The sequence below is a fragment of the Thermoleptolyngbya sp. PKUAC-SCTB121 genome (assembly GCF_016919485.1).
Classification (GTDB): Bacteria; Cyanobacteriota; Cyanobacteriia; order Elainellales; family Elainellaceae; genus Thermoleptolyngbya; species Thermoleptolyngbya sichuanensis.
In genome coordinates this window covers 3,219,330-3,242,345 of the sequence record NZ_CP070366.1, presented here as the reverse complement: position 1 = coordinate 3,242,345, position 23,016 = coordinate 3,219,330, and the positions used below count along the sequence as shown (strand labels likewise).

20 protein-coding genes and 1 pseudogene are annotated in these 23,016 nt (G+C 56.3%); 13 read left to right on the top strand and 8 right to left on the bottom strand.

The features are described from left to right. Window positions 1–45: 45 nt before the first annotated feature. The 4 genes and pseudogenes from JTM80_RS13285 (at window position 46) to JTM80_RS13270 (ending at window position 5,395) form a co-directional block, all read left to right on the top strand. Entirely contained in the window at window positions 46–276 is a 231-nt protein-coding gene (locus JTM80_RS13285) for a hypothetical protein (RefSeq protein ID WP_205369590.1), read from the top strand. Further along, window positions 267–616: pseudogene (locus JTM80_RS23495) on the top strand (type II toxin-antitoxin system PemK/MazF family toxin). The gene JTM80_RS13285 and the pseudogene JTM80_RS23495 overlap by 10 nt, the downstream one beginning before the upstream one ends. 123 nt (window positions 617–739) lie before the next feature. After that, window positions 740–4,057 carry a Swt1 family HEPN domain-containing protein gene (locus tag JTM80_RS13275; protein ID WP_205369589.1) on the top strand — a complete coding sequence of 1,106 codons (3,318 nt, stop codon included), beginning with the start codon at window positions 740–742 and terminating at the stop codon, window positions 4,055–4,057. Window positions 4,058–4,504: 447 nt separating this feature from the next. Next, complete coding sequence (locus tag JTM80_RS13270) at window positions 4,505–5,395, top strand: hypothetical protein (protein ID WP_205369588.1); 891 nt, start codon at window positions 4,505–4,507, stop codon at window positions 5,393–5,395. Between the two features lie 16 nt (window positions 5,396–5,411). Here JTM80_RS13270 and JTM80_RS13265 read toward each other — a convergent pair whose 3' ends face one another. Beyond that, complete coding sequence (locus tag JTM80_RS13265) at window positions 5,412–6,059, bottom strand: hypothetical protein (protein ID WP_172355894.1); 648 nt, start codon at window positions 6,057–6,059, stop codon at window positions 5,412–5,414. Window positions 6,060–6,198: 139 nt separating this feature from the next. On the opposite strand from JTM80_RS13265, the gene JTM80_RS13260 reads away from it, so the two are divergent. The 3 genes from JTM80_RS13260 (at window position 6,199) to JTM80_RS13250 (ending at window position 8,718) form a co-directional block, all read left to right on the top strand. Further along, on the top strand, window positions 6,199–6,477 hold the full coding sequence (locus tag JTM80_RS13260) for a CHAT domain-containing protein (protein WP_172355896.1): 279 nt from the start codon (window positions 6,199–6,201) through the stop codon (window positions 6,475–6,477). Between the two features lie 200 nt (window positions 6,478–6,677). Beyond that, window positions 6,678–7,661, top strand: coding sequence for a serine protease (locus JTM80_RS13255; protein ID WP_205369587.1), 984 nt, complete (start codon window positions 6,678–6,680; stop codon window positions 7,659–7,661). A 145-nt stretch (window positions 7,662–7,806) separates the two neighbouring features. Then, window positions 7,807–8,718: a phosphodiester glycosidase family protein gene (locus JTM80_RS13250; protein WP_172355899.1), complete on the top strand. Its 912-nt coding sequence runs from the start codon at window positions 7,807–7,809 to the stop codon at window positions 8,716–8,718. Window positions 8,719–8,838: 120 nt separating this feature from the next. Here the strand turns inward: JTM80_RS13250 and JTM80_RS13245 are convergent, their stop codons facing one another. Beyond that, complete coding sequence (locus JTM80_RS13245; RefSeq protein ID WP_205369586.1) at window positions 8,839–9,450, bottom strand: Uma2 family endonuclease; 612 nt, start codon at window positions 9,448–9,450, stop codon at window positions 8,839–8,841. Window positions 9,451–9,492: 42 nt separating this feature from the next. Further along, window positions 9,493–9,660 (bottom strand): hypothetical protein, encoded by a 168-nt coding sequence (locus JTM80_RS13240; RefSeq protein WP_172355903.1) that lies wholly within the window; start codon window positions 9,658–9,660, stop codon window positions 9,493–9,495. Between the two features lie 936 nt (window positions 9,661–10,596). Here JTM80_RS13240 and JTM80_RS13235 point away from each other — a divergent pair. Next, entirely contained in the window at window positions 10,597–11,679 is a 1,083-nt protein-coding gene (locus JTM80_RS13235; protein WP_172355905.1) for a response regulator, read from the top strand. Between the two features lie 643 nt (window positions 11,680–12,322). Here the strand turns inward: JTM80_RS13235 and JTM80_RS13230 are convergent. Continuing rightward, window positions 12,323–12,781, bottom strand: a complete 459-nt coding sequence (locus JTM80_RS13230) for a hypothetical protein (RefSeq protein ID WP_068509002.1) — start codon at window positions 12,779–12,781, stop codon at window positions 12,323–12,325. Between the two features lie 164 nt (window positions 12,782–12,945). On the opposite strand from JTM80_RS13230, the gene mnmH reads away from it, so the two are divergent. Genes mnmH through JTM80_RS13215 form a run of 3 tightly spaced genes read left to right on the top strand, consistent with a single transcriptional unit; the run spans window position 12,946 to window position 15,296 of the window. After that, window positions 12,946–14,022 (top strand): tRNA 2-selenouridine(34) synthase MnmH, encoded by a 1,077-nt coding sequence (mnmH, locus tag JTM80_RS13225; protein ID WP_172355907.1) that lies wholly within the window; start codon window positions 12,946–12,948, stop codon window positions 14,020–14,022. After that, entirely contained in the window at window positions 14,015–14,227 is a 213-nt protein-coding gene (locus JTM80_RS13220; protein WP_172355909.1) for a hypothetical protein, read from the top strand. The genes mnmH and JTM80_RS13220 overlap by 8 nt, the downstream gene beginning before the upstream one ends. A 19-nt stretch (window positions 14,228–14,246) precedes the next feature. Then, the gene (locus tag JTM80_RS13215; protein WP_172355911.1) at window positions 14,247–15,296 is read left to right on the top strand and encodes an RsmB/NOP family class I SAM-dependent RNA methyltransferase; all 1,050 of its coding nucleotides are present in this window, start codon (window positions 14,247–14,249) and stop codon (window positions 15,294–15,296) included. Window positions 15,297–15,408: 112 nt separating this feature from the next. On the opposite strand, the gene glmS is transcribed toward JTM80_RS13215, so the two are convergent. Together glmS and psaC are read right to left on the bottom strand one after the other, a co-directional pair. After that, window positions 15,409–17,310, bottom strand: a complete 1,902-nt coding sequence (gene glmS / locus JTM80_RS13210; protein ID WP_172355913.1) for a glutamine--fructose-6-phosphate transaminase (isomerizing) — start codon at window positions 17,308–17,310, stop codon at window positions 15,409–15,411. 376 nt (window positions 17,311–17,686) lie between these two features. Beyond that, complete coding sequence (gene psaC / locus JTM80_RS13205) at window positions 17,687–17,932, bottom strand: photosystem I iron-sulfur center protein PsaC (RefSeq protein WP_012307203.1); 246 nt, start codon at window positions 17,930–17,932, stop codon at window positions 17,687–17,689. 432 nt (window positions 17,933–18,364) lie between these two features. On the opposite strand from psaC, the gene JTM80_RS13200 reads away from it, so the two are divergent. Together JTM80_RS13200 and rsgA are read left to right on the top strand one after the other, a co-directional pair. Then, window positions 18,365–18,694 (top strand): BON domain-containing protein, encoded by a 330-nt coding sequence (locus JTM80_RS13200; protein ID WP_172355915.1) that lies wholly within the window; start codon window positions 18,365–18,367, stop codon window positions 18,692–18,694. 778 nt (window positions 18,695–19,472) lie between these two features. Beyond that, window positions 19,473–20,561: a ribosome small subunit-dependent GTPase A gene (gene rsgA / locus JTM80_RS13195; protein ID WP_172358914.1), complete on the top strand. Its 1,089-nt coding sequence runs from the start codon at window positions 19,473–19,475 to the stop codon at window positions 20,559–20,561. Between the two features lie 138 nt (window positions 20,562–20,699). On the opposite strand, the gene rfbB is transcribed toward rsgA, so the two are convergent. Together rfbB and JTM80_RS13185 are read right to left on the bottom strand one after the other, a co-directional pair. Continuing rightward, complete coding sequence (gene rfbB / locus JTM80_RS13190) at window positions 20,700–21,797, bottom strand: dTDP-glucose 4,6-dehydratase (protein WP_172355918.1); 1,098 nt, start codon at window positions 21,795–21,797, stop codon at window positions 20,700–20,702. Window positions 21,798–21,913: 116 nt separating this feature from the next. After that, on the bottom strand, window positions 21,914–22,987 hold the full coding sequence (locus JTM80_RS13185) for a glucose-1-phosphate thymidylyltransferase (RefSeq protein WP_172355920.1): 1,074 nt from the start codon (window positions 22,985–22,987) through the stop codon (window positions 21,914–21,916). Window positions 22,988–23,016 lie beyond the last annotated feature (29 nt).

The following is a 23,016-nucleotide window of genomic DNA, read 5'->3' as shown; positions in this document are numbered from 1 at the left end:
ATCCAGATAAAGATACAAGGAATACTAAAGACGTGGAGAGAGCCTATGAACACCCAGTTAATTGATGCCATTATCCAGGTGATTGGTTCTCTATCGCCTGAAGAACAAGCTGCGTTGGCAGAGAAACTGTTCTTTGACTGCGCCTACCCGTCTACTTCAGATATCCTCACCCTTGCTCTCAGAGGCAGTAGCCTCGATTTTCTCAACTTCGATTTTCTCAACAGTGAACCTGACCTCTACACCTTAGACGATGGAGAACCCATTCCATGTCTTTGAGTAAAGGGGACATTGTTCTGGTTCCGTTTCCCTTCACTGATCTCAGCCAAACGAAACTCCGACCTTCTGCCGTTCTTTGGGTAGATCCTCAAGGGCAAGAATCACCTTATGCTTCATCTCCTCGCAAAATCTGGAACGCATTATGTCAGATGAATTGTTACTTGAGACAAGCGACCCAGAATTTGCTCAAACCGGGCTTAAAGTGACCTCCAAAATCAGAGTGACTCGAATCGTTACCCTGGAGCGCCGTCTGCTACAGCGACGCTTAGGTCAATTGAGTGTACGCCAGATAAACTATCTGAACCAAATTTTCATCCAAGCCTTTCGTCTTGACTTGTGAGCCTTCTGTCTCTTGGTGTCCTTTGTGCCTTTGTGCTTCCTCTTCACGACAAAGACCCAAGCACACGCAGAAATCTCACGAAGAAGCCTAAAGATATCCCTCACACTATACACAAGATCAACTATGGCCATTAGCAATCACGAACGAGTAGGTCGTGCCCTGAGTCTGCTCCGGGAGGGCTTGTATCCCTTTGTGGAACGAGAGATGAAAGCCATTCATGGCGATCGCTGGCCTCTGGCGGCTTCGGCCTGTCTTCCCGAAAGCTACGGGAGATCCAAGAGTGCCCAAGACATCCTCAGGGACGACGTTTCTGCGCTGCTGATCGTCATGTGGGAAAAGTGGAATGACGTTTTTAGGCAAACGCTGGGGAAAACAGAACGCACGCTCGTGAGTGAGTTGCGCGAAACCCGTAACGAATGGGCGCACAACAGCAGCTTTTCGACCGATGATGCCTACCGCGCTCTTGATAGCGTCACTCGTCTATTGACGGCGATCGCCGCTCCTGAAGCGGCCGAAGTCGAAAAACAAAAGCAAGAACTCCTCCGCATCCGCTTTGAAGAACAGGCCCGCCGCGAAACCCGTCGCATTACAGGAGCACCGACAGAAGGCCAGCCCCAAGCAGGACTTAAGCCCTGGCGCGAAATCGTCACCCCCCACCCCGATGTGGCCTCAGGGCAGTTCCAACAAGCCGAATTTGCCGCCGACCTGTGGCAGGTATATCTCGACGAAGGCTCCGACGAATACCGCGACCCCACAGAGTTCTATCGCCGCACCTTCCTGACGGATGGGTTGCAGCAATTGCTCAAAAATGCGCTGCTACGCCTCAGCGGAAAAGGGGGCGACCCAGTGATTGAGCTACAGACCAACTTCGGTGGGGGCAAAACCCACGCCATGCTCGCCCTCTACCACCTGTGCCAAGCACTGCGAGTCAGCAACCTGCCGGGGATGGAACCCGTTTTTCAGGCGGCGGGCATCGATGCGCTTCCCCAAAATGTGAGCGTGGCCGTGTTGGTGGGCAACAAGCTCCAGCCTAGTGGCATCGCACCTTACGGGCCTGGCGCGTCCAAGCGGCCGGTCATCAAAACCCTGTGGGGGGAATTGGCCTGGCAATTAGGGGGAGCCGAAGCCTATGAAATCATTCGCTCTGCCGACGAAACCTCAACGAATCCAGGCGATGCGCTGAAGACCCTGTTCAACCAATATTCGCCCTGCTTAATTCTGATCGACGAATGGGTGTCCTATGCCCGCCAGTTGCACGAAACCAGCGACCTAGCCGGGGGCAGCTTTGATACGCAGTTTACCTTTGCCCAAACCCTGAGCGAATCGGCTAAGAATGCCAAAGACACGCTGCTGGTGGTTAGTATTCCATCGTCGGATATCGAAATTGGGGGCGATCGCGGCAAAGAAGCCCTCGATCGGCTCAAAAATGCGATTGGTCGGGTGGAGTCGCCTTGGCGGCCTGCAAGTGCCGAAGAGAGTTTTGAAATTGTGCGCCGACGCTTGTTTCAACCCATCAGCGACCCTGGCCTCTATGTACAACGAGATGCTGTGGTCAAAGCCTGCATGGACCTGTATCGCAGCCAGAGCCAAGAGTTTCCTAGCGAATGCAAAGAATCGGATTATGAACGTCGCCTAAAAGCCGCCTATCCTATCCACCCCGAACTGTTCGATCGCCTCTATGGAGACTGGTCTACCCTCGACAAATTCCAGCGCACCCGTGGCGTGCTGCGCCTGATGGCTAAGGTCATCCACTCCCTCTGGGAACGCCATGACCAGAGCCTCATCATCCTGCCGGCCCACATCCCGATGGATGATCTACAAGTGCAGTCGGAACTGACGCGCTATCTCGATGACCACTGGCAGCCCGTCATCGATAAAGATGTAGACGGGGCCAACTCCTTGCCCCTTGCCCTCGATCGCCAGTTTCCCAACCTGGGCCGCTATTCTGCCTGTCGCCGCGTAGCCCGCACCATCTATATGGGGTCTGCACCTACCCTGCGAGCAGCCAACCGAGGCATTGACGATCGCCGCATTAAGCTAGGCTGCGTGCAACCGGGTGAAACTCCAGCCGTGTTTGGCGATGCCCTCCGCTACCTCACCGACCGCGCCACCTACCTGTATGTTGATGAGAGCAAGCGCTACTGGATTTCCACCCAGCCCAATATCAATCGCACGGCGCTAGAGCGGGCAGAGCAATTGTTGGGCGATCGCGATCCGGTTTGGGCAGAAATCATCCAGCGCCTCAAAGCAGACAGAAATCGCGGCGAATTTAGCGCAGTCCACGTCGCCCCCGACTCCACCGCCGACATCCCCGACGACCCAGACCAAGGCGTGCGGTTGGTGGTGTTGCATCCTCAGCATCCCCACAGCAAAAGCAGCCCCGATAGCCCCGCCCGTCAGTGGGTCGAAGATGCCCTAGCGCATCGGGGCAGCGGCCCTCGGTATTACAAAAACACCCTCCTCTTTCTCGCTCCCGACAAGGCTAAGATTGAAACCCTAGAACGAAGCACGGCCCAATACCTTGCTTGGAACGCCATCGTACAGGAAAAAGAGTCCCTCAACCTCGACCCTGCCCAAACCAGACAAGCTGAATCGAAACTAAGCCAAGCCAAAGAAGCCGTTGCCGTCAGTTTGCGAGAAACCTATCAATGGCTCTTAGTGCCCCATCAGCCAGAGGCCCAAGGCCCAATCGAATGGAAAGAAGCTCGGCTACAGGGCCAAGACTTTCCAATTTTGCAGGCCAGCCGCAAAGCGGTCAGCGAACAAGACTTGCTGACAACCTATGCGCCCACCAATCTGCGGCTCGAGGCGTTAGACCCCTTCCTTTGGCGCGAGGCCAATCACATCGATCTGAAGCGCCTCTGGAACTATTTGACCCAATACCTATACCTGCCGCGCCTAAAAGATGCGTCTGTCTTGTTAGAAGCCGTTCGCAACGGTGTCGCCTCGACTGCTTGGGCAGATAGTTTTGCCTACGCTGAAGGATTCGACGAAACCAAGGGTAAATATCTCGGGCTGAGCATTGCCACAGGCATCACCCCCAGCATTAGCCCCCAAAGCTTACTCGTGAAGCCAGAGATTGCCCAAAAACAGTTGGATGAGGCACACCCCAAACCTGACCCAAAACCCACTGACATCCCTCCTGGGCCAGGTGTAATACACCCAACGCCCAAACCCGACCTAGAACCCACCCCAACTCCTCTCAAGAGGAGCAGGTTTTACGGAAGTGTGCAGCTTGACCCCTTACGGATCAATCGAGATACCTCAGCGATCGCCGATGAAGTCATTTGCCATCTGGCCGCTTTGAATGGAGCGCAGGTGAAAATTACGCTCGAAGTGGAAGCGACTTTTCCAGAAGGAGCCACAGATGAAGCGACCCGCACGGTTACGGAAAATTGTCGCACGCTGAAGTTTACCAGCTATGAGTTTGAAGCAGAGTAGCTCAGCACTAAGCTAGAGACACCAATCCTTCAAACCCTCACGACAGATTTTATGGAAATGGGGTAGAGGCGAAATCCGCCACAAAAGCATAGCGCCTTCTTGAGCCTTATCGATTGCCCTAGCTTGGCGATCGCCCTGCATAGGTGAAAGACCAGCGAATCTATCTAGCCCCAGGAAGACCAAACACTTCCACACCCCAAAACCCAAAACCTCCCAAAAGAACACCCCATATGCCCACGCCTTCCTCTTCCCCCTCCCCTCTTCGTTCTTCCCCCTCCCCTCTTCGTTCTTCCCTCTTCCCTCTTCGTTCTTCCCCCTTCCCTCCTCACCTTCCTACTCATCAGCTTCTCCCCGACGCTGCCCGCTCAGGCGCGGTTCTGGAGCCAGTGGTTTAGCCGCAGTGCGCCGCCGCGACCCCGATTACCCGCCACCTCCAGGGGGGATCAGGTGTGTCTGGTTGCGCCCTATGCCGATGCAACGACGGAACTGCGAGTCAGCAGCAACCGCCCAATGCTGGTGTGGCAGGGTGTGGCAGACCGGGTGGCGCTCCAGCGGGCAGGGACAAGCGACATTCTCTGGAGCCGCCCGGTGACAGAGGCAGACCAACTGATAGAGGAGGTCATTCCTGGTAGCCCCATCTACGGCATTACGCCAGATATCGCGCTGCAACCCGGCGAGTCCTACAACCTGCTGCTGTCCTTTAGGCAGTTTGCGCCCAGGTCTTTTCGGTTTCGGGTGATGGATACGGCAGAGCGCGATCGCCTCTCGACGGAGTTAGCCCAGGTAGAGCGGGCGATCGCCCAGGAAAACCTCAGCGGCAAAGCGGCGATCGCCCGTCGAGCCGATTACTACGCCAGCCAGCAGCTTTGGTCAGAATTTTGGGCAGTGGTGCGGTCAGACCCGCATCCCTCGCCAGACTGGAAAGCGCTCCAGCGCAACGTGGTGTCTGCGGTCTGCCCGCTCGTGAACACCTCCGGGCGCTTCTCCGACGGCCATGCCACCCGCACCCCCGACAACCGCCCCTACCGCGACCACAGCTTCACCCTCAGCCAGCCTCAAACCGTGGAAATTCTGGCGCAAAGCACAGACTTCGACATGCAGATCTCCCTGCTGCGATCGCCCTCCAATTCTTCTGAAACCTCATCTGAAACCTCATCTGCGGAACAGAATTGGGAATTGATTCAGGCATGGAGTCACGCTCAGAGCAGTGTGGAAGAACCGCGCCAGATACTTCACGAAATTGCGCTGTCGGAACCGGGCAACCACATCCTGCGGGTGCAGGCGGCAGATCCCCAGCAGCGCGGGGAGTATCAGCTTTGGGTAACTGCACAATGGTAAGAGCGGTGGAGCGATCTCAGGCAAGCGTAGGGTTCATCAACATCGGGGTCGGCTGTTGAGACAAAATACCCATTAGCAGGCGAACCACCTGCTCCAGTTCTTCGGGGATGCGGTAGAGGGTGGGGTCTTCTGTGAGGTGTTGGGTAGCCCGGTCGAAGGTGCCAAACTGCCAGATTTGACCCGTGGTGACTGCGCCGTAGAGGAGGGGCGTATCACGGTCGATCCACTGGCTCAGCGCCACCAGCTCTGCACCAAGCTGCGTGAAGCCTGTGTAGAGGTTTTCGCGCTTGGCTTCGATGATCAGCAGGTTGCTAGCCTGAAAGTAGTAGTCCAGTGTGCCGCGCAGCCAGCCACTCACCGCCAGCGGATATTCCACCCGTACCTTTTGCCCCGTTTGGCGGCAGACATGGGCAATGATGGGCGCAATTAGAAACTCGCGCCGCGCCTGTTCGCTGCTAATGGTCGTGAATTGGAAGGCATCATTGAGTTGATCGTCCAACGCTTGCAATTGCAACGCCCCCATATAGTAGGGCAACTCCACCCGCTGCCTGGATAGGGTGCAGCCCAGGTCAGCTAAGATATCGTCGCGCTCGTAGGGCAACTCGGCATACTGCGTAAAGGTGTAGGTTTCGTTGGGCTTGAGGATTTTGGGCGGGCGGGGCATAGCGCAGACGCAAATCACTCAGATGCAGCCATTTTAGCCAATCGGGGAGAGCGATGCAGTCTCAACGCTGTCTCTAGAGTGCTGCTGAGTAACGCAGTCGAGCATTGCCCAGGCGTTTATCAATGCCGGAGCCAATACAGTGATTGCGTCGCTGTGGCAGGTGAATGACGGCGCAACCAGCGAACTCATGCAGGAGTTCTACGAGACGCTGGCGCAGGGCACAGAACAGGAACCGATGGCGATCGCCCAGGCCATGCAGCAAGCCCAACTGCAAATGCTCCACGGCGGCACTACCCACCATGCCTCTGGTAGTTCCAGCACTGCGCCAATCGTGCCCCTAGAAGGCATCAGCGTAGACACCCGCTTCGCCCATTCCTACTACTGGTCAGCATTCGTAATCATCGGCAACGGACTGTAAAGATTCTAGATCTTCGTTCTTCCTTCTTCCCTCTTCCTTCTTCCTTCTTCCCTCTTCCCTCTTCCCTCTTCCCTCTGCATACCTCCTGATCTTGCGGAACTAGGTAGGCGTGAAGGGCGATCGCACCAGCCCCGATCCCCCTAAATCCCCCTTATTAAGGCTTCCGAGCCAGTTAGTTCTAACTATCGACAAACTACATCATGAAAACTGCTTCCCGCCCCCTGCTTGCCCTCGCCAGCCTCGCCTGCACCCTGCTGGCGGCAACCATCCTCTCGGCCCGCGCCCAAACGGTCGCCCCTGAGCCAGTCCAAACCGCGCAAGCCCAGACCGAGCGCACCTCAAACAATCGCAACTTGGCTCAAAAGGTGGCTGATTTTGGCCTAGTGCCCAACCCCCAGCCCTTGATTCCGCAGGGATTGCGCCGGTCTGCGAACCCCAGTGAAGATAGTCGAGGGATCATGGGTCGAGACGATCGCCGTCTCATGACCAGTCGGGCCTATCCCTGGTCGGCCATTGGTCGGCTGCAAAGCCCCGTTGGTCAGAACCAGGTATCCATCTGCACAGGCAGTCTAGTGGCACCAGACGTGGTGCTGACGAATGCCCATTGCGTTGTAGATGAGCGCACCAACCAGGTGAAGCAAAACATCACCTTTGCCCCCAACCTGATCAACGGAGCAGTGGTTCGCCCTGAGGATGTGGCGCAGGTGGTGGACGTGATCTATGGCACGGATTTCCGCGACAGCAACGCCGCACCCCACCCAAACGACTGGGCCTTTGCCAAGCTCGATCGCCCGATTGGAACCATCTACGGCACCCTCGCCTGGACTTCGCTGCCGCTGAGCCAGCTTGTGAATAGACCCTACAGCGGACAACTGACCCTGGCAGGCTATTCGGGTGACTTTCCTGCGGATAATCCTGGCCGCACTGCGGGGGTGCATGTAGGATGCAGCATCCTGGGCGAGGTGGAAGGCAACATCATTCACGACTGCGACACCACGGGCGGTGCATCGGGCAGCCCCATCTTGGCTCAGGTTAACGGCCAGTTTCGCATTGTGGCGCTGCATTCTGGCGGCCGCACTCGCACCTATGAAGATGGCCCCGGTCAGCGTGTCCGTGAGGGCGTGGTGAACTACGGGGTCAAAATCGACCCGATTGTGGCCTTTATCCGCCAGTTTGCACGATAGCTCAGGCGGGTTGGGGGGCGATCGCCCGACTGCATTTTGGAGTTTAGATGGGCGATTTTGGATGATTGAGGATGATTGAGATAGACGATTTTTCGAGGGCGATCGCCACTTTTTCCGCACTGATTGAAATCTCAGGCCAGCCAAGATGAACAACTCACCTCTCACTCACAAACTCTCAAGACGATCGCTCCTGCTGGGTAGCGCGGCCCTGGGCGCGGCCTACGGCGTGTCTCGCAGGGCGATCGCCCAACCCGCCGCCGCAGTAGACACCCAGCGGCGATCGCTCCAGGGCGTTGCCTTTCACCTGACCACCGTAGACCTGTCGCAGCCAGAAACCCTGGTCACCCTTGGGCTGGCCAACGACGCGCCCCAGGCCAACACGCCCCAGCGCTCCTATGGCGACGAGCCGTTCCCGCAAATCGTCCGGCGAATGCAGGCGGCTGTGGTGGCAAATGGCACATTTTTCAATACCGCTGCGCCTCATCGGGATGTAATGGGAAATATGGTAGGAGCAGGGCGATTGCTGCGCTATTTTGCCTGGGAAACGCGGGGCACGACCCTCAGCCTGCGCCAAAACCAGCGGCCAGAGATGCTCACGCCCAATCTGGAAAACCGGCCGCGGGCGTGGGGCGAATACTGGTTTTCCCTCACCTGTGGGCCCCGGCTGGTGACGGATGGGCAGGTATCGGTGACGGCGGAGCGGGTGCGGGCCGAAGGCTTTACCACCGCCCATCTGGTCAATCCCCAGACGGCCGCTGGGCGGTCTGCCATTGGGTTTTCCCAAGACAGTCGGACACTGCTGATGGTGGCGTGTATCGATGCAGTCTCCCTGCGTCGCGCTGCCGAAATCCTGCGAGAGTTGGGCGCATACCAGGCGATGAACCTAGACGGTGGAGCGTCTGTGGCGCTGGCAGCGCGGGGCACAATTGTCTATCCTGCCGGACGCAACCTGACGAATGTGATCGCGGTCTACGATGCCCGCACCCCTGCTCCCCCGGCGCTCCAAACCGCCTGGACTCAGTTTCAGCAGGGACACCTCCGCCCCCAAGTCCCCTAAAGTCCGGCCAAGCTTATGCCTCTCTAAATTTACGCAAAAAATCGCAAAAAATATTTACGCAAAAATTTACGCAAAAAATTTACGCAAAAAATTTACGCAAATTTCCGCCGAGCTGACCCCTCAATCTTCAAAGCGGGATACTGGCAACACGAATCCAGGCAGCACGTCTTCGCCAGAGAGTTCTGTGGGCAATTCGCGCACCTCCTTGGGCTGCCCCTGGCGGTAAATCTCCACCTGTTGTTCCTGGGGGTTCAGCATCCAGCCCAATCGAACCCCAGCATCCATGTATTCCTGCATCTTTGCCTGCAACAGTTCCAGGTCATCAGTGGGAGAGCGCAGTTCAATCACAAAGTCAGGGGCGATGGGGGGAAATTTCCGCCGCTGTTCTGGGGTCAGCGCCTGCCAGCGGGATAGCTCCACCCATGCGGCATCTGGAGAGCGAAAGCTGGATGCGCTGGCTTCGCCCCCACCGCCAATCGGCAGCTTAAACAAGGTAGAGGAACTGAAGGTTTTGCCCATTTTGGTTTGTCGATTCCACAGGGTCAAATCTGCTCCCAATTCCATCTCATAGCTGCCGCCCTCTCCCCCCACAGGAGTCATAACAATCAAAGCTCCTTTGGCACTTCGTTCAATAGCCAGGTCGGGGTTACTGCGGCAAAGCTGATAAAACTGCTCATCGGTAAGATGAACCTCGGTCGTCTCCAGCACCAGGGGCAACGTCAGTGAAACCATAGGGTCGTCTCGATTGAATCCCTACTTAGATCCTGGGTTTCATTATGTCATTGGTGAGGAGGTCATGGGTGTCGAGGGCGATCGCGCTTGCATCCAGGCGATCGCCTCTCGCATCAGGATCGGGTCGCCCGACGCTAGGTAAGTCTGCATCCGGGCAGCAAAGGCGGCTTGCTGGGCAGACCGACGGGCCTCGTCAACCCGAACAGCCACGTCATGCAGATGGGCGGGCTGCTGGCGTGCCCGAGTGGCAATCGCCGCTCAAGAATCCCAAATGCTGCTCGAAGTTCCGCAGCGTTCGACGGTTTCAGTGGGCGATCGCCGCTCTCGCATTGCCTGGAACGAGTATTGTGCAATAGGAGAGGAAATTCTAAGTAGGTAGACATTAATAAACATAAAACCCAAAGACCCTGCGCCGCCCGCTCAGCGGGCGGCGCAGGGTTCAGGATCTGTTTTTTAATCTGGTCTATCTACTTAAATGGCTGAAAAGCAAGCAGAAAAGCGAGTCAGTCGCTTCAAAACCCTGATGGCGGTCATTGGCAATCCTTCAGAGAAAGAGATGGAATCGCCAGCATCAGACGTGCCACCCGACATCCCCTCAGATCCATCCGCAGACTCGTCTACCCCCCGTTGCCTACCTTGGCTCGTTTGGATGAAGGGATATTGGAGCAGCCTGATAGGCCATCTCACCTGTTGAACAGGGAGTCGAATGGGGACAGAGTTCAACTCCCTGCTCAGCCATTACAGCCCGCGCCCACGGTTTCTGAAGCCGAACCCCAAGTCTCCCCAGCCTGACTGCCTGACACAAGTGGGCAAAAGGCTTGAAATCTCGTGAAGGTGGGTAGGAAAGGGTGAGCTGACATGAGACGCTGAAATTTGCATATCTCCAGAGTCCTGAACGATATCATCTCAAAATCGGTCTCCGCTGGCTCAAGGGGGCGGTCAACCAAGGGCGGCCACTATCACCGATTGCCCTCTTTAGCGTTGACCCTGAACCCTGTTTTGCTTCTAAACAAGCTGAGGCCCAGTATTATGACCTTATCTGGTTCTCTAGAATCCAATCCATGCGCTGCTAGTATCCCCCTGGGAGGCTGCCTAAAGATGTGTCAGGCGGTCAGTCCGACGTCTCTACAAATTCTCTGTCAATATATGGATGATGTTTTAATTATCGACGATATGCCGGATAACCTGCGGGTGCTGTCGGCAATCCTGACAAAACAAGGATACAAAGTCCGCAAGGCGCTGAGTGGACAAAGCGCGATCGCCTCTATTCAAGCCAGCCTGCCTAGCATCATTTTGCTGGATGTGCGAATGCCAGAGATGGATGGCTATGCCGTTTGCCAGATCCTAAAAGACAATCCAAGAACTAGCCATATCCCAGTGATTTTTATTAGCGCACTGAGTGATGTCATGGATAAGGTAAAAGCGTTTGATGCAGGCGGTGTAGACTACATTACAAAACCCTTTCAAGAAGCAGAGGTAATAGCTCGCGTTGAAACGCAGATGCGCCTACAAAAACTCCAGCATCAGCTTATTCAGTGCAATGAGGAGTTGCTGCATTCCAACCGGGAGCTAGAGCAGTTTGCCTATGCGGTTTCTCACGATTTGCAGCAACCCCTGCAAACGATGATGGGCTTTGCCAAACTGCTGATGATGAAGCATGAGACTCATCTAGATAAAACGTCCGTCGAGTATCTGGCGGGAATTTTGGAATCTGGCAGGCGATCGCAGCAGTTGATCCAGGGCTTGCTGAGCTATGCCCAGTTGGGGCATCAGGAACGTGAGCTAAATACGACTGACTGTACAGTGATTTTAGACATCGTTCTGGAAAACCTGGAAACGAGCATTGCTGAAAAAAATGCCAGCATTACCTATGAGAATCTTCCAGTCGTTCAGGCAAACCAGGTGCAGCTTGTCCAGGTTTTTCAAAATTTGATTGGGAATGCCATTAAGTTTGTGACTGAAGGGCGATCGCCCCAGGTTTTGGTCACTGCAACCCAGCGCGAAACAGACTGGCTATTTGCAATACACGACAACGGCATTGGCATTGAAGCGTCCCATCTAAAGTCGATTTTTGAAATTTTTCAACGACTGCACACTGCTGAAAACTATCCCGGAACGGGGCTGGGGCTGGCTATTTGTCGAAAAATTGTAGAACTGCATCGCGGGCGAATTTGGGCCGAATCTCAGCCCGGAGTTGGTTCGGTCTTTTACTTTACGCTGCCCGTCTGATGTTGATTTTGGATTTTAGATTGGCGATTTGGCTTGGCAATTTTGGCTTGTTAATCTAGTTTTCTGAACTGACGAATTAAGAGGGTGTTTGAAAAGGTATCGTTTGTAATGTTAAGCACTCAGAGATCCCCCCTAGCCCCCCTTAAAAAGGGGGAAACCGCCTTAAAGTCCCCCTTTTTAAGGGGGATTTAGGGAGATCTTGCACGCTTTGCTACAAACAGTAGGACTTTTCAAACATCCTCTAAAAAAGCCACGCACCGTTCAATGAAAATAAGTGCATGGCTTAGGGCTGATTTGAAATTGGAGAGGTTAGCCATCTCGCGCATTCACGCGCATTCAACTAAGCTAATCTAGTCTCAACTCTTCTCGATGGCGCTCTGAATGAAGCTGCTGCAAGTCTTGTACAGATTAGCAGTCCAATTAGCATCCCAAAATCGCAAATCCAAGACCAAGAACCGATATCAACCGCCAGCTTAGATCTGGTTGCCTGACACAAGTCCCGAAAGCCCAGAAAATTCGTTGTCTTGGGATCGAAGCCCATAGCTCCTGAGTTGGAGCCGGAGGGCTTAGTCAGAGGAGCTTTTGGGCCAGCGTCCCCTACGAGAAATCAGGGGTTTCCAGAGATGTGTCAGGCAGTCAGAGCTTAGATAGCTAGCGCCGTTTTGAGCTTGGCTAGCGTTGCGGCTTCCTCAGGGCTGATCTTGTTTGCGCCAGAGCCAAACAGACCGCTGCCAGCGGCTTCGGCCACATGGGTTGCGGCGCTGTAGATAAACTGTTTGTACTCAGCAATTTCGGCAGGGGTGGCTTTGGATTCCAGTGTCGTCAGAGCGTCGTTTACCGCGGCGATCGCCATGTCTACCGCATTGTCGGGCGTTACGTCCTTAGGCGTTTCGGGCTTGAAGGTCTTCAGGGCTTCTTCAGTAAACACACCCTGGATAATCGAGTTCGTCGGGTACTTGGCGGCTGCACCCACGACTTCCTTTGCCAGAGCCGCCGCTTCGATCGCCGTAGAGACAATGCCCATGTCGGCGATCGCCACCGCCATGCCGCTCATGGTCACCGCCTTGAGAATCGCCGCACCTTCCTCAGGAGAAAACGACATATAAAAGCTCCGATAAAATTGCTTAAGAACTTCGGCATAATACCACTTCCAATTCGGTTTGGAAGTATGGCAGGCATCTGGACAAAATGCCAGGTATTCTCTGGGTTTTGCGACTCTTTTTGCGCCCCCTTCAGGTTCCTTCTGGCTCCCTTTTAGATCTATTCATGACCCAAGCGCTTGCTCTATCCGATTTTCTAGCTGCGCCCGGAGTGCTGCTCGATGTCCGCAGCCCGGCCGAGTTTGCCCAGGGACACATTCCCGGCGCAATCAGCTTTCCACTGTTTACCGACGACGAGCGGGCGCAGGTGGGAACCTGCTACAAACAGCAGGGGCGCGATGCTGCTGTGGAACTGGGTTTTGCTCTGGCAGGGCCAAAGTTTGCCGGGTTTATCACCCAGGCGCGATCGCTCGCTGGAAATGGCCCGGTGCGGCTGCACTGCTGGCGCGGCGGAATGCGGAGCGAAGCCGTGGCCTGGGTGCTGGGCATGGGGGGGCTGTCCGTGACGACGCTGGTGGGCGGCTACAAAACCTTTCGGCGGTGGGCGCTGACGGTTCCCGCATGGACGCGGCCAATCTGGATTCTGGGCGGCATGACGGGCACAGGCAAAACCGCCGTGCTGCACGCGCTGGCGGAACGCGGCGAACAAGTGCTAGATCTGGAAGCGATCGCCCACCACCGGGGCAGCAGCTTCGGCATGTTGGGCCAACCCCCCCAGCCCACCAATGAGCAGTTTGAAAACGAAATCGCTGTGCGCTGGGCGGGGTTTGACCCGACGCGGCCCGTGTGGATCGAAGCCGAAAGCAAGCGCATCGGACTCTGCCGCGTGCCGGAGCCGCTGTTTCGCCAGATGGATCGGGCGGCAGTGCTGGAGCTGGTGCGTCCCCAGGCGGAGCGGCTAGAAATTTTGGTCAGAGACTATGGCGGCTTTTCTACCGACGACTTGGTTGCCGCCACCGAGCGCATCCGCAAGCGCTTGGGCGGGCTGCGAACTCAGGAGGCGATCGCCCTCCTGCAAGCGCGGCGGCTCCCCGAAGCCTTCGACCTGCTGCTCACCTACTACGACAAAACCTACACCTACGACCTGACGCGCCGTTCCGTCCCCCGCTACCCCATTGAGGTGGCAGGGTTGTCTGCGGCCGAATGTGGCGATCGCCTCCTGGCCTTTGCTCGCGCCCTCCCCGCTACGGTTTCGGAGGACCCGCCCGCCCTTTGCGACCTTGCCCTGACTCCGGATGGTTGATTTTGGATTTTGGATTTTGGTGGGCACGCTGTCAGGGCTGGCCGATGTTTCAAAATTTGGATTGGGGATTTTGGATTTTGGTGGGCACGTTGTCCAGGTTGTCGGTTCTCTTGTAAGTTCCCCTGCAAATAAAACTGCAAATAAAATTGCCAGAAGCCCTGAAAATGCCCAACCCAAAATCCAAAATCCAAAATCTAAAATCTAAAAAATCCAAAATCGACACTGTGGAAAAGCCCTCAAACCTTCTGCTCAAGCTCAGCCGCCAGTTGTTTGATGATCCGCTGGAGCAGGGGCGCTTTGTCACTGCGCTGACGCAGCCGCAGCCGTTTCACCCCTGCATTCTCTGGTGTCGCCCGCGGCCGGAGTCCTTGCCGTTTGCGATCGCCCCCACCGTGTCCTGGCAGCCTGCTCCGGTCGATCGACTGGCGCTGGGAGAGCGGCCGGGCGCTCATCCGTGGCACGAGGCAGGGTATTTCTACTGCCTGGATTTTTCGTCGGTGTTCGCCATTTCCCCCATCGCGCTGCTGAAGGCGCAGGCGGGCAGACCGCCCCAGACCATCATCGACCTCTGCGCTTCCCCCGGCGGCAAGGGCATCTTTGCAGGCACAACGCTGCAACCTGCGCTCTTGCTGAGCAACGAAACCATCGGCAAGCGCATGGGGGCGCTGGTGTCGAACCTGCGGCGATGTTTTACCCCCGCCGAAAACACTGCGCCGCAGCGGGTGGCCGCCGTCAGCCTAGATTCGCAGGTGCTAGCAGAGGCAATGCCCCAGGCGGCGGATCTGGTCATCGTGGATGCGCCCTGCACGGGGCAATCGCTCCTAGCCAAGGGCGAAACCGCACCGGGCTGCTTCCATCCGGTTTCCATCAACAAAAACGCCAATCGGCAAAAGCGGATTTTGGCCAACGCGGCGCGGCTGGTGGCTCCCGGCGGGCATCTCGCCTACATGACCTGCGCCTATTCCCCCGCCGAAAACGAAGGCGTGATGGACTGGTTTCTGGAACGGTTTCCCCAGTTTGCGCCTGTGTCCGTGCCCCCGCTGGCGGCGCTTCAGTCGCCCCTGACGGAATTGCCCTGCTACCGCATGTTTCCCCAGGATGGGCTGGGGGCAGGCGCGTTTACGGTGCTGCTGCAAAACCAGGAGGCGGGCGCGGCGCAGGAGATTGGGGAAGCGGGTTGGGCGGAATTTTGGGGGCAATTGCGCCAGCGTTGCGGAGCAATATCGCGCCCCGTCTGGATTCGAGACAGGCCTGACCATTCGCCGCTGAGTTAGCGCAAACGCAGACGCAGGAGTCGCTGTTAAGTCGCTGTTAAGTCGCCGTTAAGTCGCCGTGAAATGACGCTCCGCTGCCATGCGATGATCTGAGCCGTGGCGATTTCTGTGACTATTCCACGGTCACCGACTTGGCCAAGTTGCGCGGTTGGTCTACGTCCAGCCCCCGGCGGGCGGCAATGTGATAGGCGAGAAATTGCAGTGGAATCACCGTCAGCAGCGGCGACAGCAGTTCATCCACTTCTGGTACAGGCAGCAGGTCGTTAAACACTTCGGCGGCGTGCGGATCGCTGGGCGGCATCACGCCGATCAGTCGGGCATCGCGGGCCTTGGCTTCCTGCGCGTTAGACAGCACTTTTTCGTAAACGCTTCCAGGCATGGCGATCGCCACCACGGGCACTTTTTCATCCAGCAGGGCGATCGGGCCGTGCTTCATCTCCCCAGCCGGATAGCCCTCTGCATGGATGTAGCTGATCTCCTTCAGCTTCAACGCTCCCTCTAGGGCGATCGGGAAATTAATACCGCGCCCCAAAAAAATGAAATCTTGAGTTTCCACAAACTCATGGGCCAGTTCCTCGATCCGCTTTTCCTGGGTTTCCAGCAGCGCCTCTAGCTGGGTAGGCAGTTGCCAGAGTTGTTTCAGCAGTTCCTCTAGTCGCGTCGGGGAAACCGTCTGGCGGCGATAGGCCAGATCCAGCGACAAACAATAGAACGCCATCAGTTGGGCGATGAAGGTTTTCGTGGCGGCGACCCCAATCTCAATTCCGGCGTGGGTATCGATGACGCTATCGACCAGGCGCGTGAGGGTGCTTTGCAGGCGGTTGGTAATGCCCAGCAGGCGCGGCTGGTAGGCGGCCGACAGGCTGGCGCGACGGTCTTTTTCGCTGTGGATGGCAGAGAGTGTATCGGCCGTTTCGCCAGATTGCGTCACGCCGATCAGCAGCGTATTGGGAGTCAGCGGCGGCAAGGCATAGCGAAATTCTGAGGCGTAGTGAACCTGGCTAGGAACCTGCGCCAGTTGCTCGAGCAGGTGCTTGCCGACGAGGCTGGCGTGCCAACTGGTGCCGCAGGCGACGATGTGAATCTGCTCTAGGTCAGTATAGAGATCGTCCGGCAAGCCGAGGTTAATCGGATTCGTGCTGCTGGCGGCTGTCCATTCGCTGTTGACATAGGATTCCAAACAGGTCCGCACGACGCTGGGCTGCTCATAGATTTCCTTGAGCATGAAGTGTTTGAAGCCCTGCTTTTCGGTGGTGAGGGAGGTGCTGGTCAGGCGATGGGGGTGCTTTTTGAGGCGATCGCCCGCGAAGGTATACACCTCCACCCCCAGCGGCGACAGGGTTGCCATTTCGCCATTTTCCAGCGGCACGACGGCATGGGTATAGGGCAAAATCGCAGGCACATCCGACGCGCAGAAAAACTCGCCCTGCCCAAACCCCAGCACCAGCGGAGCCTGCTGCCGTGCCACCACAATCTCATCGGCATAATCTGCCGCCAGCACCACAATGGCAAACGCTCCCTCTAGCTGCTGCACCACGCGCCGCACGGCCTCCGTCAGCGGAGAATAGAGGCTGTCTACCTCGCCATTCTGCCGCATGGTTTGCAGGCACTCGGCAACAAGGTTGGGAATGACTTCGGTATCGGTTTCGGTGACAAACTCATAGCCACGCTGCCGCAGCTCTTCGCGCAGTTCGCGGTAGTTCTCAATGATGCCGTTTTGCACCACCGCCACCTGCCCCGTCATGTCGAAATGGGGATGGGCGTTGTGTTCTTCGGGCTTGCCGTGGGTGGCCCAGCGGGTGTGCCCAATGCCGACGAATCCTGGCAATTCTTCGCCCTCCAACTTGGACTGGAGGTTAAACAGTTTCCCCTTTGCCCGCACGCGATGCAGCTTCCCTTCCCACACGGTGGCGATGCCTGCCGAGTCATAACCCCGATATTCCAGCTTGCGGAGTCCTTCCAGAAGAATGCCGCTGGCTGTCTGCGTCCCGATATAGCCCACAATTCCGCACATGGTTTCTGGTCTCCTGGCTCGTCTGACCGTGTTTCAGGGTTGCTCATGCTCGCAATGCTCCATCTAGTTTAGGAGAAAGCGCCGTCAGGAATGCAGCCTTGGTCACGATCGCTGGATCGGCGATCGCACGACGAGCTGTCCTAAAGAGCCGTCCTACGAGCCATCGGCAATAAAAAACAGGAGGGCGATCGCCCTCCTGCTGGTGGTTGCTATGCGTATCCAAGAACGGATGGAGCGGACGCAAGGCCCCGATGCCATCTGTTTCTAGACAGGTCTTAGACAAGTCCTAAACAAGTCTTAGAAAAAATCTGATCAACCAGAATCCAGTAGATAGACCCTAGTGGAATCAGTGGAATCAAATAGAACCTAGTAGAACCTAGTACGCCAGCCCCATGCTGCGGGTGGTTTCGGCACCCAGGTAAACCCGAATGCTCAGGAAGTCGGTGGGGCAAGCCGTTTCGCAGCGCTTGCAGCCGACGCAATCTTCGGTGCGGGGCGAGGAGGCAATTTGTCCGGCTTTGCACCCGTCCCAGGGCACCATTTCCAGAACGTCTAACGGGCAGGCGCGGACGCACTGGGTGCAGCCGATGCAGGTGTCGTAAATTTTGACTGAATGCGACATGGATATAGAGGCTCCAAACGATCTAGCGACAGGGTTATATCAGAGTAATGCTGTTCGGGCTGCGGCAGGGCGATCGCAAAACGCTGAATCCCTTGACCAGACCGAACCATAACCTTTTGCAGTCGAAACTAGTTTACAGCAGCGCTTTTGCCAGATTCAGAAAACCCTCGAAAAACTTCAAACAACGTAATATCTCAGTTTCAAAATCAATCGTGCATATCAGAAACTCTCCAGTTTCAGCAAGCTTGTTTGAACACTGAAGAACCCCCCTTCAGATTGCAAAGCCTGATGGACACTGGCACGGATTATTAAATTAACCTTGCTTCCCTCCCAAAAGCAGGGGACTCACTTCATAATCTACCTGGGGTATTCCCAGAAACCGTAAATTCACTTGAAATTGAACTCTTTTGAAATTTTTGAGAGGCCTAGACTATGGGTTGGCTAAGTAGACTATTCCCCGGCAGCAAAAAGCCTGCAAACGCTTCTGTTGCTCCTGCACCGGCTCAGGCGGGCATTCCCCCTGAAAAGGTTGGTCTGGATGGCGCGTTTGATGAGAGCGGTCTGGCAAAGCGTGTGGCGCTGGCCTTCGACGAAGATCCTCAACTGGACGATCTGGAGCGCCTGTGGGTAGCGCAGTTGGGCAGCAAGGTGGTGCTGAAGGGTGAAGTGCCCAACCAGGATTACTTGAGCCGTGCGGTGTCCATCGCTCGCGGCGTGAATGGAGCAACGGACGTGGACACCAGCCAGGTCAAAGTTGGCTAGGCAGGCGGTCTGCTGACTGCATTAGCACTGCATTAGCACGGCACGAGCTGCGATCGCCCTCAGATCGTGACTCACAACACAATTCCGACCCGGAGACCTTGCTATATCTTAGTCAGACGTTCCTTTCGAGAGCGCAATATCCGGGTCGGGGTAGGGTTTGAGGTGGCTTTTCCATCCAGAGTCCTGCTCCGTTTTCTTGAGAGGTTGTTTGAGCCTCTGTCTTGAGGTGCAAGTTTAAGCTGTGTCAGCTCCGGGCGGAGTGCCGCTGAAGACCGTTGAAGTAAGCAGTAAGCATAGACCTTTTACGTGAATCGTTGGGCGGCACCGCTGCTCAACGATTCACGCTCTCGGATAAAGCATTCATGCAAGAGAGCTAATGTGAAGTGACATGAAGTAAGTGGAAGCAAGGATGTGCTGTGTATCTTGTGGCGCATCCTTAACTTTTTGGAGTTGATTTGCTTGAATACAATCTGCTGAAATCCTGGACGACAGCTCTGTGTTGTCGGCTCGTAGTACATCGTGTTACATTGGTATTGAGGCTTAGCCTGAGCTGTATAGAAAATTTTGTTTGGAGGATGCCAGGTATGTCTGAGTCAGTATGGAACCTCGCTACACAGCTTTCATATAGGCTCTAGAGGAACCCAAATTCCAAACGATTGGATTTTCAAACGATTGGACTTGTCCTCTGTGAGCCTCTGATGTTTCACCTCTGATGGTTTGAACCATCACTTCAACGTTCAGAATCTCAGAATCACAGAGAAATCCAATGACAACTCAATTGACACTTCCAGCCTTGGGCTGGAGCGATCGCTTTGTGCCCCACTTTTCGCCGTATCGAGCAGCGGGTTATGTGCCTGCTCGCGTGGTTCAAGAGCATCGCGGCCGCTATCAAGTTTATTGCGAAACAGGAGAATACTCGGGTGAAGTCTCCGGCAAATTTCGCCATCTGGCAACGAGTCCGCGCAGCTTTCCGGCAGTAGGCGATTGGGTGGCGCTGGCGTTCGCCTCGCCAGACGGCATCGCTTCCTCATCAGACCGTCACGCGATCATCCACGCCGTGCTGCCTCGCCAGAGCGAGTTTGTGCGGAAGGCTGCTGGCAGCAAAACTGAGGAACAGGTGATCGCGGCGAACGTAGACACCGTGTTTCTCATGACTGGGCTAGACCACGACTTTAACCTGCGGCGGGTGGAGCGCTACCTGATGTTGGCGTGGGATAGCGGCGCACGGCCTGTGATTGTGCTAAATAAAGCAGATCTGTGTCCCAACCTGGGCGATCGCCTTGCTGAGCTAGAAGAGGTGGCGTTTGGTGTGCCGATCGTGGCCATCAGCGCTCTGCATGGCGAGGGCATCGATGCGCTCGTTTCTTACTTGCAACCGGGATACACCGTGGCGCTGCTTGGCTCCTCTGGCGTGGGCAAATCTACACTGACCAATAGTTTGCTAGCCCACGCTGCCCAGGCCACGCAAGCCGTGCGCGCCGACGACAGCCGGGGACGACACACCACCACCGGGCGATCGCTCTGTCTGTTGTCCTCTGGCGCGCTCTTGCTGGATACGCCAGGAATGCGTGAATTGCAGCCCTGGGCCACCGAAGACAGCCTCAGCCAAACCTTTGAGGATGTTGAAGCGCTGGCGACTCAGTGCCGCTTTCGCGACTGTCGGCATGAGCAGGAACCGGGCTGTGCAGTGCAAGGGGCGATCGCCAGCGGAACGCTTGACCCCAAACGGCTTGCCAGCTACCAAAAGCTACAAGGCGAGCTAGCTTATCTGGAACGGCGACAAGATCAGCAAGCCCAACTCGCCGAAAAACAACGCTGGAAGCAAATTCACAAACAACTGCGAAACCATCCCAAGCTGAGACAATAGTCCTTGAATGTGAAAAGCACCGTGTGGCAGTGCAGGAGTTACTTACTCAGGGTGAACCCGCACCGCTACTACGACGCTACGGCAAACCCCACATGTGCCTTATCTCATCTTGTTTCTTTGCTGCCAGTCCAGTCCATCCTAGCCCGCCTGCACGAGCCTTGCTGCGTATACCTTTTGGTAATAATCCTGATATTCAGCCGAGAGCAGCGGTTGCCACCAAGCGGCGTTGTCCAGGTACCACTGCACCGTCTTGCGGAGGCCGGTTTCCAGCGTTTCGGCAGGCTCCCAGCCCAGTTCGGTTCTGATTTTGGTGGCGTTGATGGCATAGCGGCGGTCGTGCCCCGGACGGTCTTTCACAAAGGTAATCAGCGAACGGGGTTCGGCGGGCAGGCTAGGGGCCAGTTCCGCCATCAGGTCACAGAGTTTGTGAACCAAGTCGATATTCTTTACCTCATTGTTGCCGCCGATGTTGTAGGTTTCGCCTGGTTTAGCCTGATGAATCACCGTATCCAGCCCCCGGCAGTGGTCGCCCACATACAGCCAGTCGCGGACGTTTTGCCCATCGCCATAGACGGGCAGCGGTCGCCCCATCAGGATATTGATGCACATCAGCGGAATCAGCTTTTCGGGGAAGTGGAACGGGCCGTAGTTGTTGGAGCAATTGGTAATCAGCGTTGGCATCCCGTAAGTGTGGAAGTAGGCCCGCGCTAGGTGGTCGCTGCCTGCTTTGGAGGCGGAATAGGGGCTGTTGGGCGCGTAGGGTGTGGTTTCGCTAAAGGCGGGGTCTTCGGGGTTCAGGCTGCCATACACCTCGTCGGTGGAAACATGAAGAAATCGGAAGTGGTCGGGCTGTCCCATACCATCCCAATACTGCCGAAACGCTTCCAGCAGCGTGAACGTTCCGACGACGTTGGTTTGCACAAACGCAGCCGGGCCGAGAATCGAGCGATCGACGTGGGATTCTGCCGCCAGATGGGCCACCATGTCGATCGCCTCTTCCCGCAGCAGCGCGTCAATCAGCGGGCGATCGCAAATATTCCCCTGCACAAACCGGAAGTTGGGATTTGCCTCCAGGGGTTCCAGCGTTTTGCGGTTGCCTGCGTAGGTGAGTGCGTCCAACACAACGAGGCGATCGCCCGGATACTGCTCAGCCCAGTGATAGACCAAGTTTGACGCGATAAAGCCAGCGCCGCCAGTGATTAAGATGCGGCGGGGGGTGCGGAGGGTGGAGGTCATAGGAGGGGTAAGAGATGAATTAGGTTGGGGAGTTCTTGGGATGCTTTGGGATGCCTAAGGTAAGCAGAGGTGAGATGGGATGAATCCCTTCCCTCAAGAGGAAACTACGCGATTCCCTACGCCAGGTCGATCTGGCAATCGTCGCCAATCATAAACCGCAGGGCTTTGGGCCGCTGGGGCGCAACGCGCAGGTTCGCCCGCTGACCAATGACGCTATCCACAATGCGCTGGTGAATGCCCACGATTTTTGCCTGTTGCAGGACAACACTGTGTTCCAGATCGGTCTCAACCAGCGTCACGCCATCGGCAATGCTGCTGTAGGGCCCGATGAAACAGTTTTCGATGTGGCAATGCCTGCCAATGGACACAGGGCCGCGAATGGTAGAGTTCACAATCTTGGCCCCTTCGCCGATTTCCACACGACCAGAAATTTGACTGCGCTCATCCACATCGCCGCGAATGCTGGACTGCAAGTAGTTGTCCAGAATCAGCCGATTGGCTTCTAGCAGGTCGTCTTTTTTCCCAGTGTCGAGCCACCAGCCCCGGAGCTTAAAGGCTTCGACTTTGTGATTCAAATCGATGAGCTTTTGGATAGCATCGGTAATTTCCAACTCACCACGGGCTGAGGGCTGGATCTGGGCGATCGCCTCGTGAATCTTGGGCGAAAACAGGTAAACCCCCACCAGCGCCAGATTAGACGGAGGCACTTTGGGCTTTTCTACCAAACGCAGGATGCGCCCGGTTTTATCCACCTCGGCCACGCCAAAGGCAGTGGGATTTGGCACTTCGCACAGCAGCGTCAGCGCGTCCAGCGTGTTGGTCTTAAACTGATCCACCAGTCCGTCCAGACAGCCTTCTACCAGGTTGTCGCCCAGGTACATGACAAACGGCGCGTCGCCCAAAAATGGCTGGGCGATTTTGACCGCATGGGCCAGACCCGCAGGCTGGTCTTGCAGGATGTAGGTAATCTGGGCACCAAACTGGCTGCCGTCGCCCGTTTTTGCTTTCACCTCGTCGCCCGTTTCGGGGCTGATAATGATGCCGATTTCCGTGATGCCGCAGGCGGCGATCGCCTCCAGTCCGTACCAGAGAATCGGCTTGTTTGCCACGGGAACCAGTTGCTTTGCGCCAGTGTAGGTCAGGGGACGCAGGCGCGTGCCTTTTCCGCCAGAGAGAACGATGGCTTTCATGGGGTCACCAGAGGTTGGGGATGAGAACG

Coding starts and splice junctions, on each gene's coding strand:
- JTM80_RS13220 (WP_172355909.1), top strand. CDS start 14,015: ATGGTTGATTTTGGATTTTGGATTTTGGTGGGCACGCTGTCAGGGCTG.
- JTM80_RS13255 (WP_205369587.1), top strand. CDS start 6,678: ATGAAAACTGCTTCCCGCCCCCTGCTTGCCCTCGCCAGCCTCGCCTGC.
- JTM80_RS13285 (WP_205369590.1), top strand. CDS start 46: ATGAACACCCAGTTAATTGATGCCATTATCCAGGTGATTGGTTCTCTA.
- JTM80_RS13265 (WP_172355894.1), bottom strand. CDS start 6,059: ATGCCCCGCCCGCCCAAAATCCTCAAGCCCAACGAAACCTACACCTTT.
- JTM80_RS13185 (WP_172355920.1), bottom strand. CDS start 22,987: ATGAAAGCCATCGTTCTCTCTGGCGGAAAAGGCACGCGCCTGCGTCCC.
- JTM80_RS13250 (WP_172355899.1), top strand. CDS start 7,807: ATGAACAACTCACCTCTCACTCACAAACTCTCAAGACGATCGCTCCTG.
- JTM80_RS13275 (WP_205369589.1), top strand. CDS start 740: ATGGCCATTAGCAATCACGAACGAGTAGGTCGTGCCCTGAGTCTGCTC.
- rfbB (WP_172355918.1), bottom strand. CDS start 21,797: ATGACCTCCACCCTCCGCACCCCCCGCCGCATCTTAATCACTGGCGGC.
- JTM80_RS13245 (WP_205369586.1), bottom strand. CDS start 9,450: ATGGTTTCACTGACGTTGCCCCTGGTGCTGGAGACGACCGAGGTTCAT.
- JTM80_RS13235 (WP_172355905.1), top strand. CDS start 10,597: ATGGATGATGTTTTAATTATCGACGATATGCCGGATAACCTGCGGGTG.
- glmS (WP_172355913.1), bottom strand. CDS start 17,310: ATGTGCGGAATTGTGGGCTATATCGGGACGCAGACAGCCAGCGGCATT.
- psaC (WP_012307203.1), bottom strand. CDS start 17,932: ATGTCGCATTCAGTCAAAATTTACGACACCTGCATCGGCTGCACCCAG.
- JTM80_RS13230 (WP_068509002.1), bottom strand. CDS start 12,781: ATGTCGTTTTCTCCTGAGGAAGGTGCGGCGATTCTCAAGGCGGTGACC.
- mnmH (WP_172355907.1), top strand. CDS start 12,946: ATGACCCAAGCGCTTGCTCTATCCGATTTTCTAGCTGCGCCCGGAGTG.
- JTM80_RS13200 (WP_172355915.1), top strand. CDS start 18,365: ATGGGTTGGCTAAGTAGACTATTCCCCGGCAGCAAAAAGCCTGCAAAC.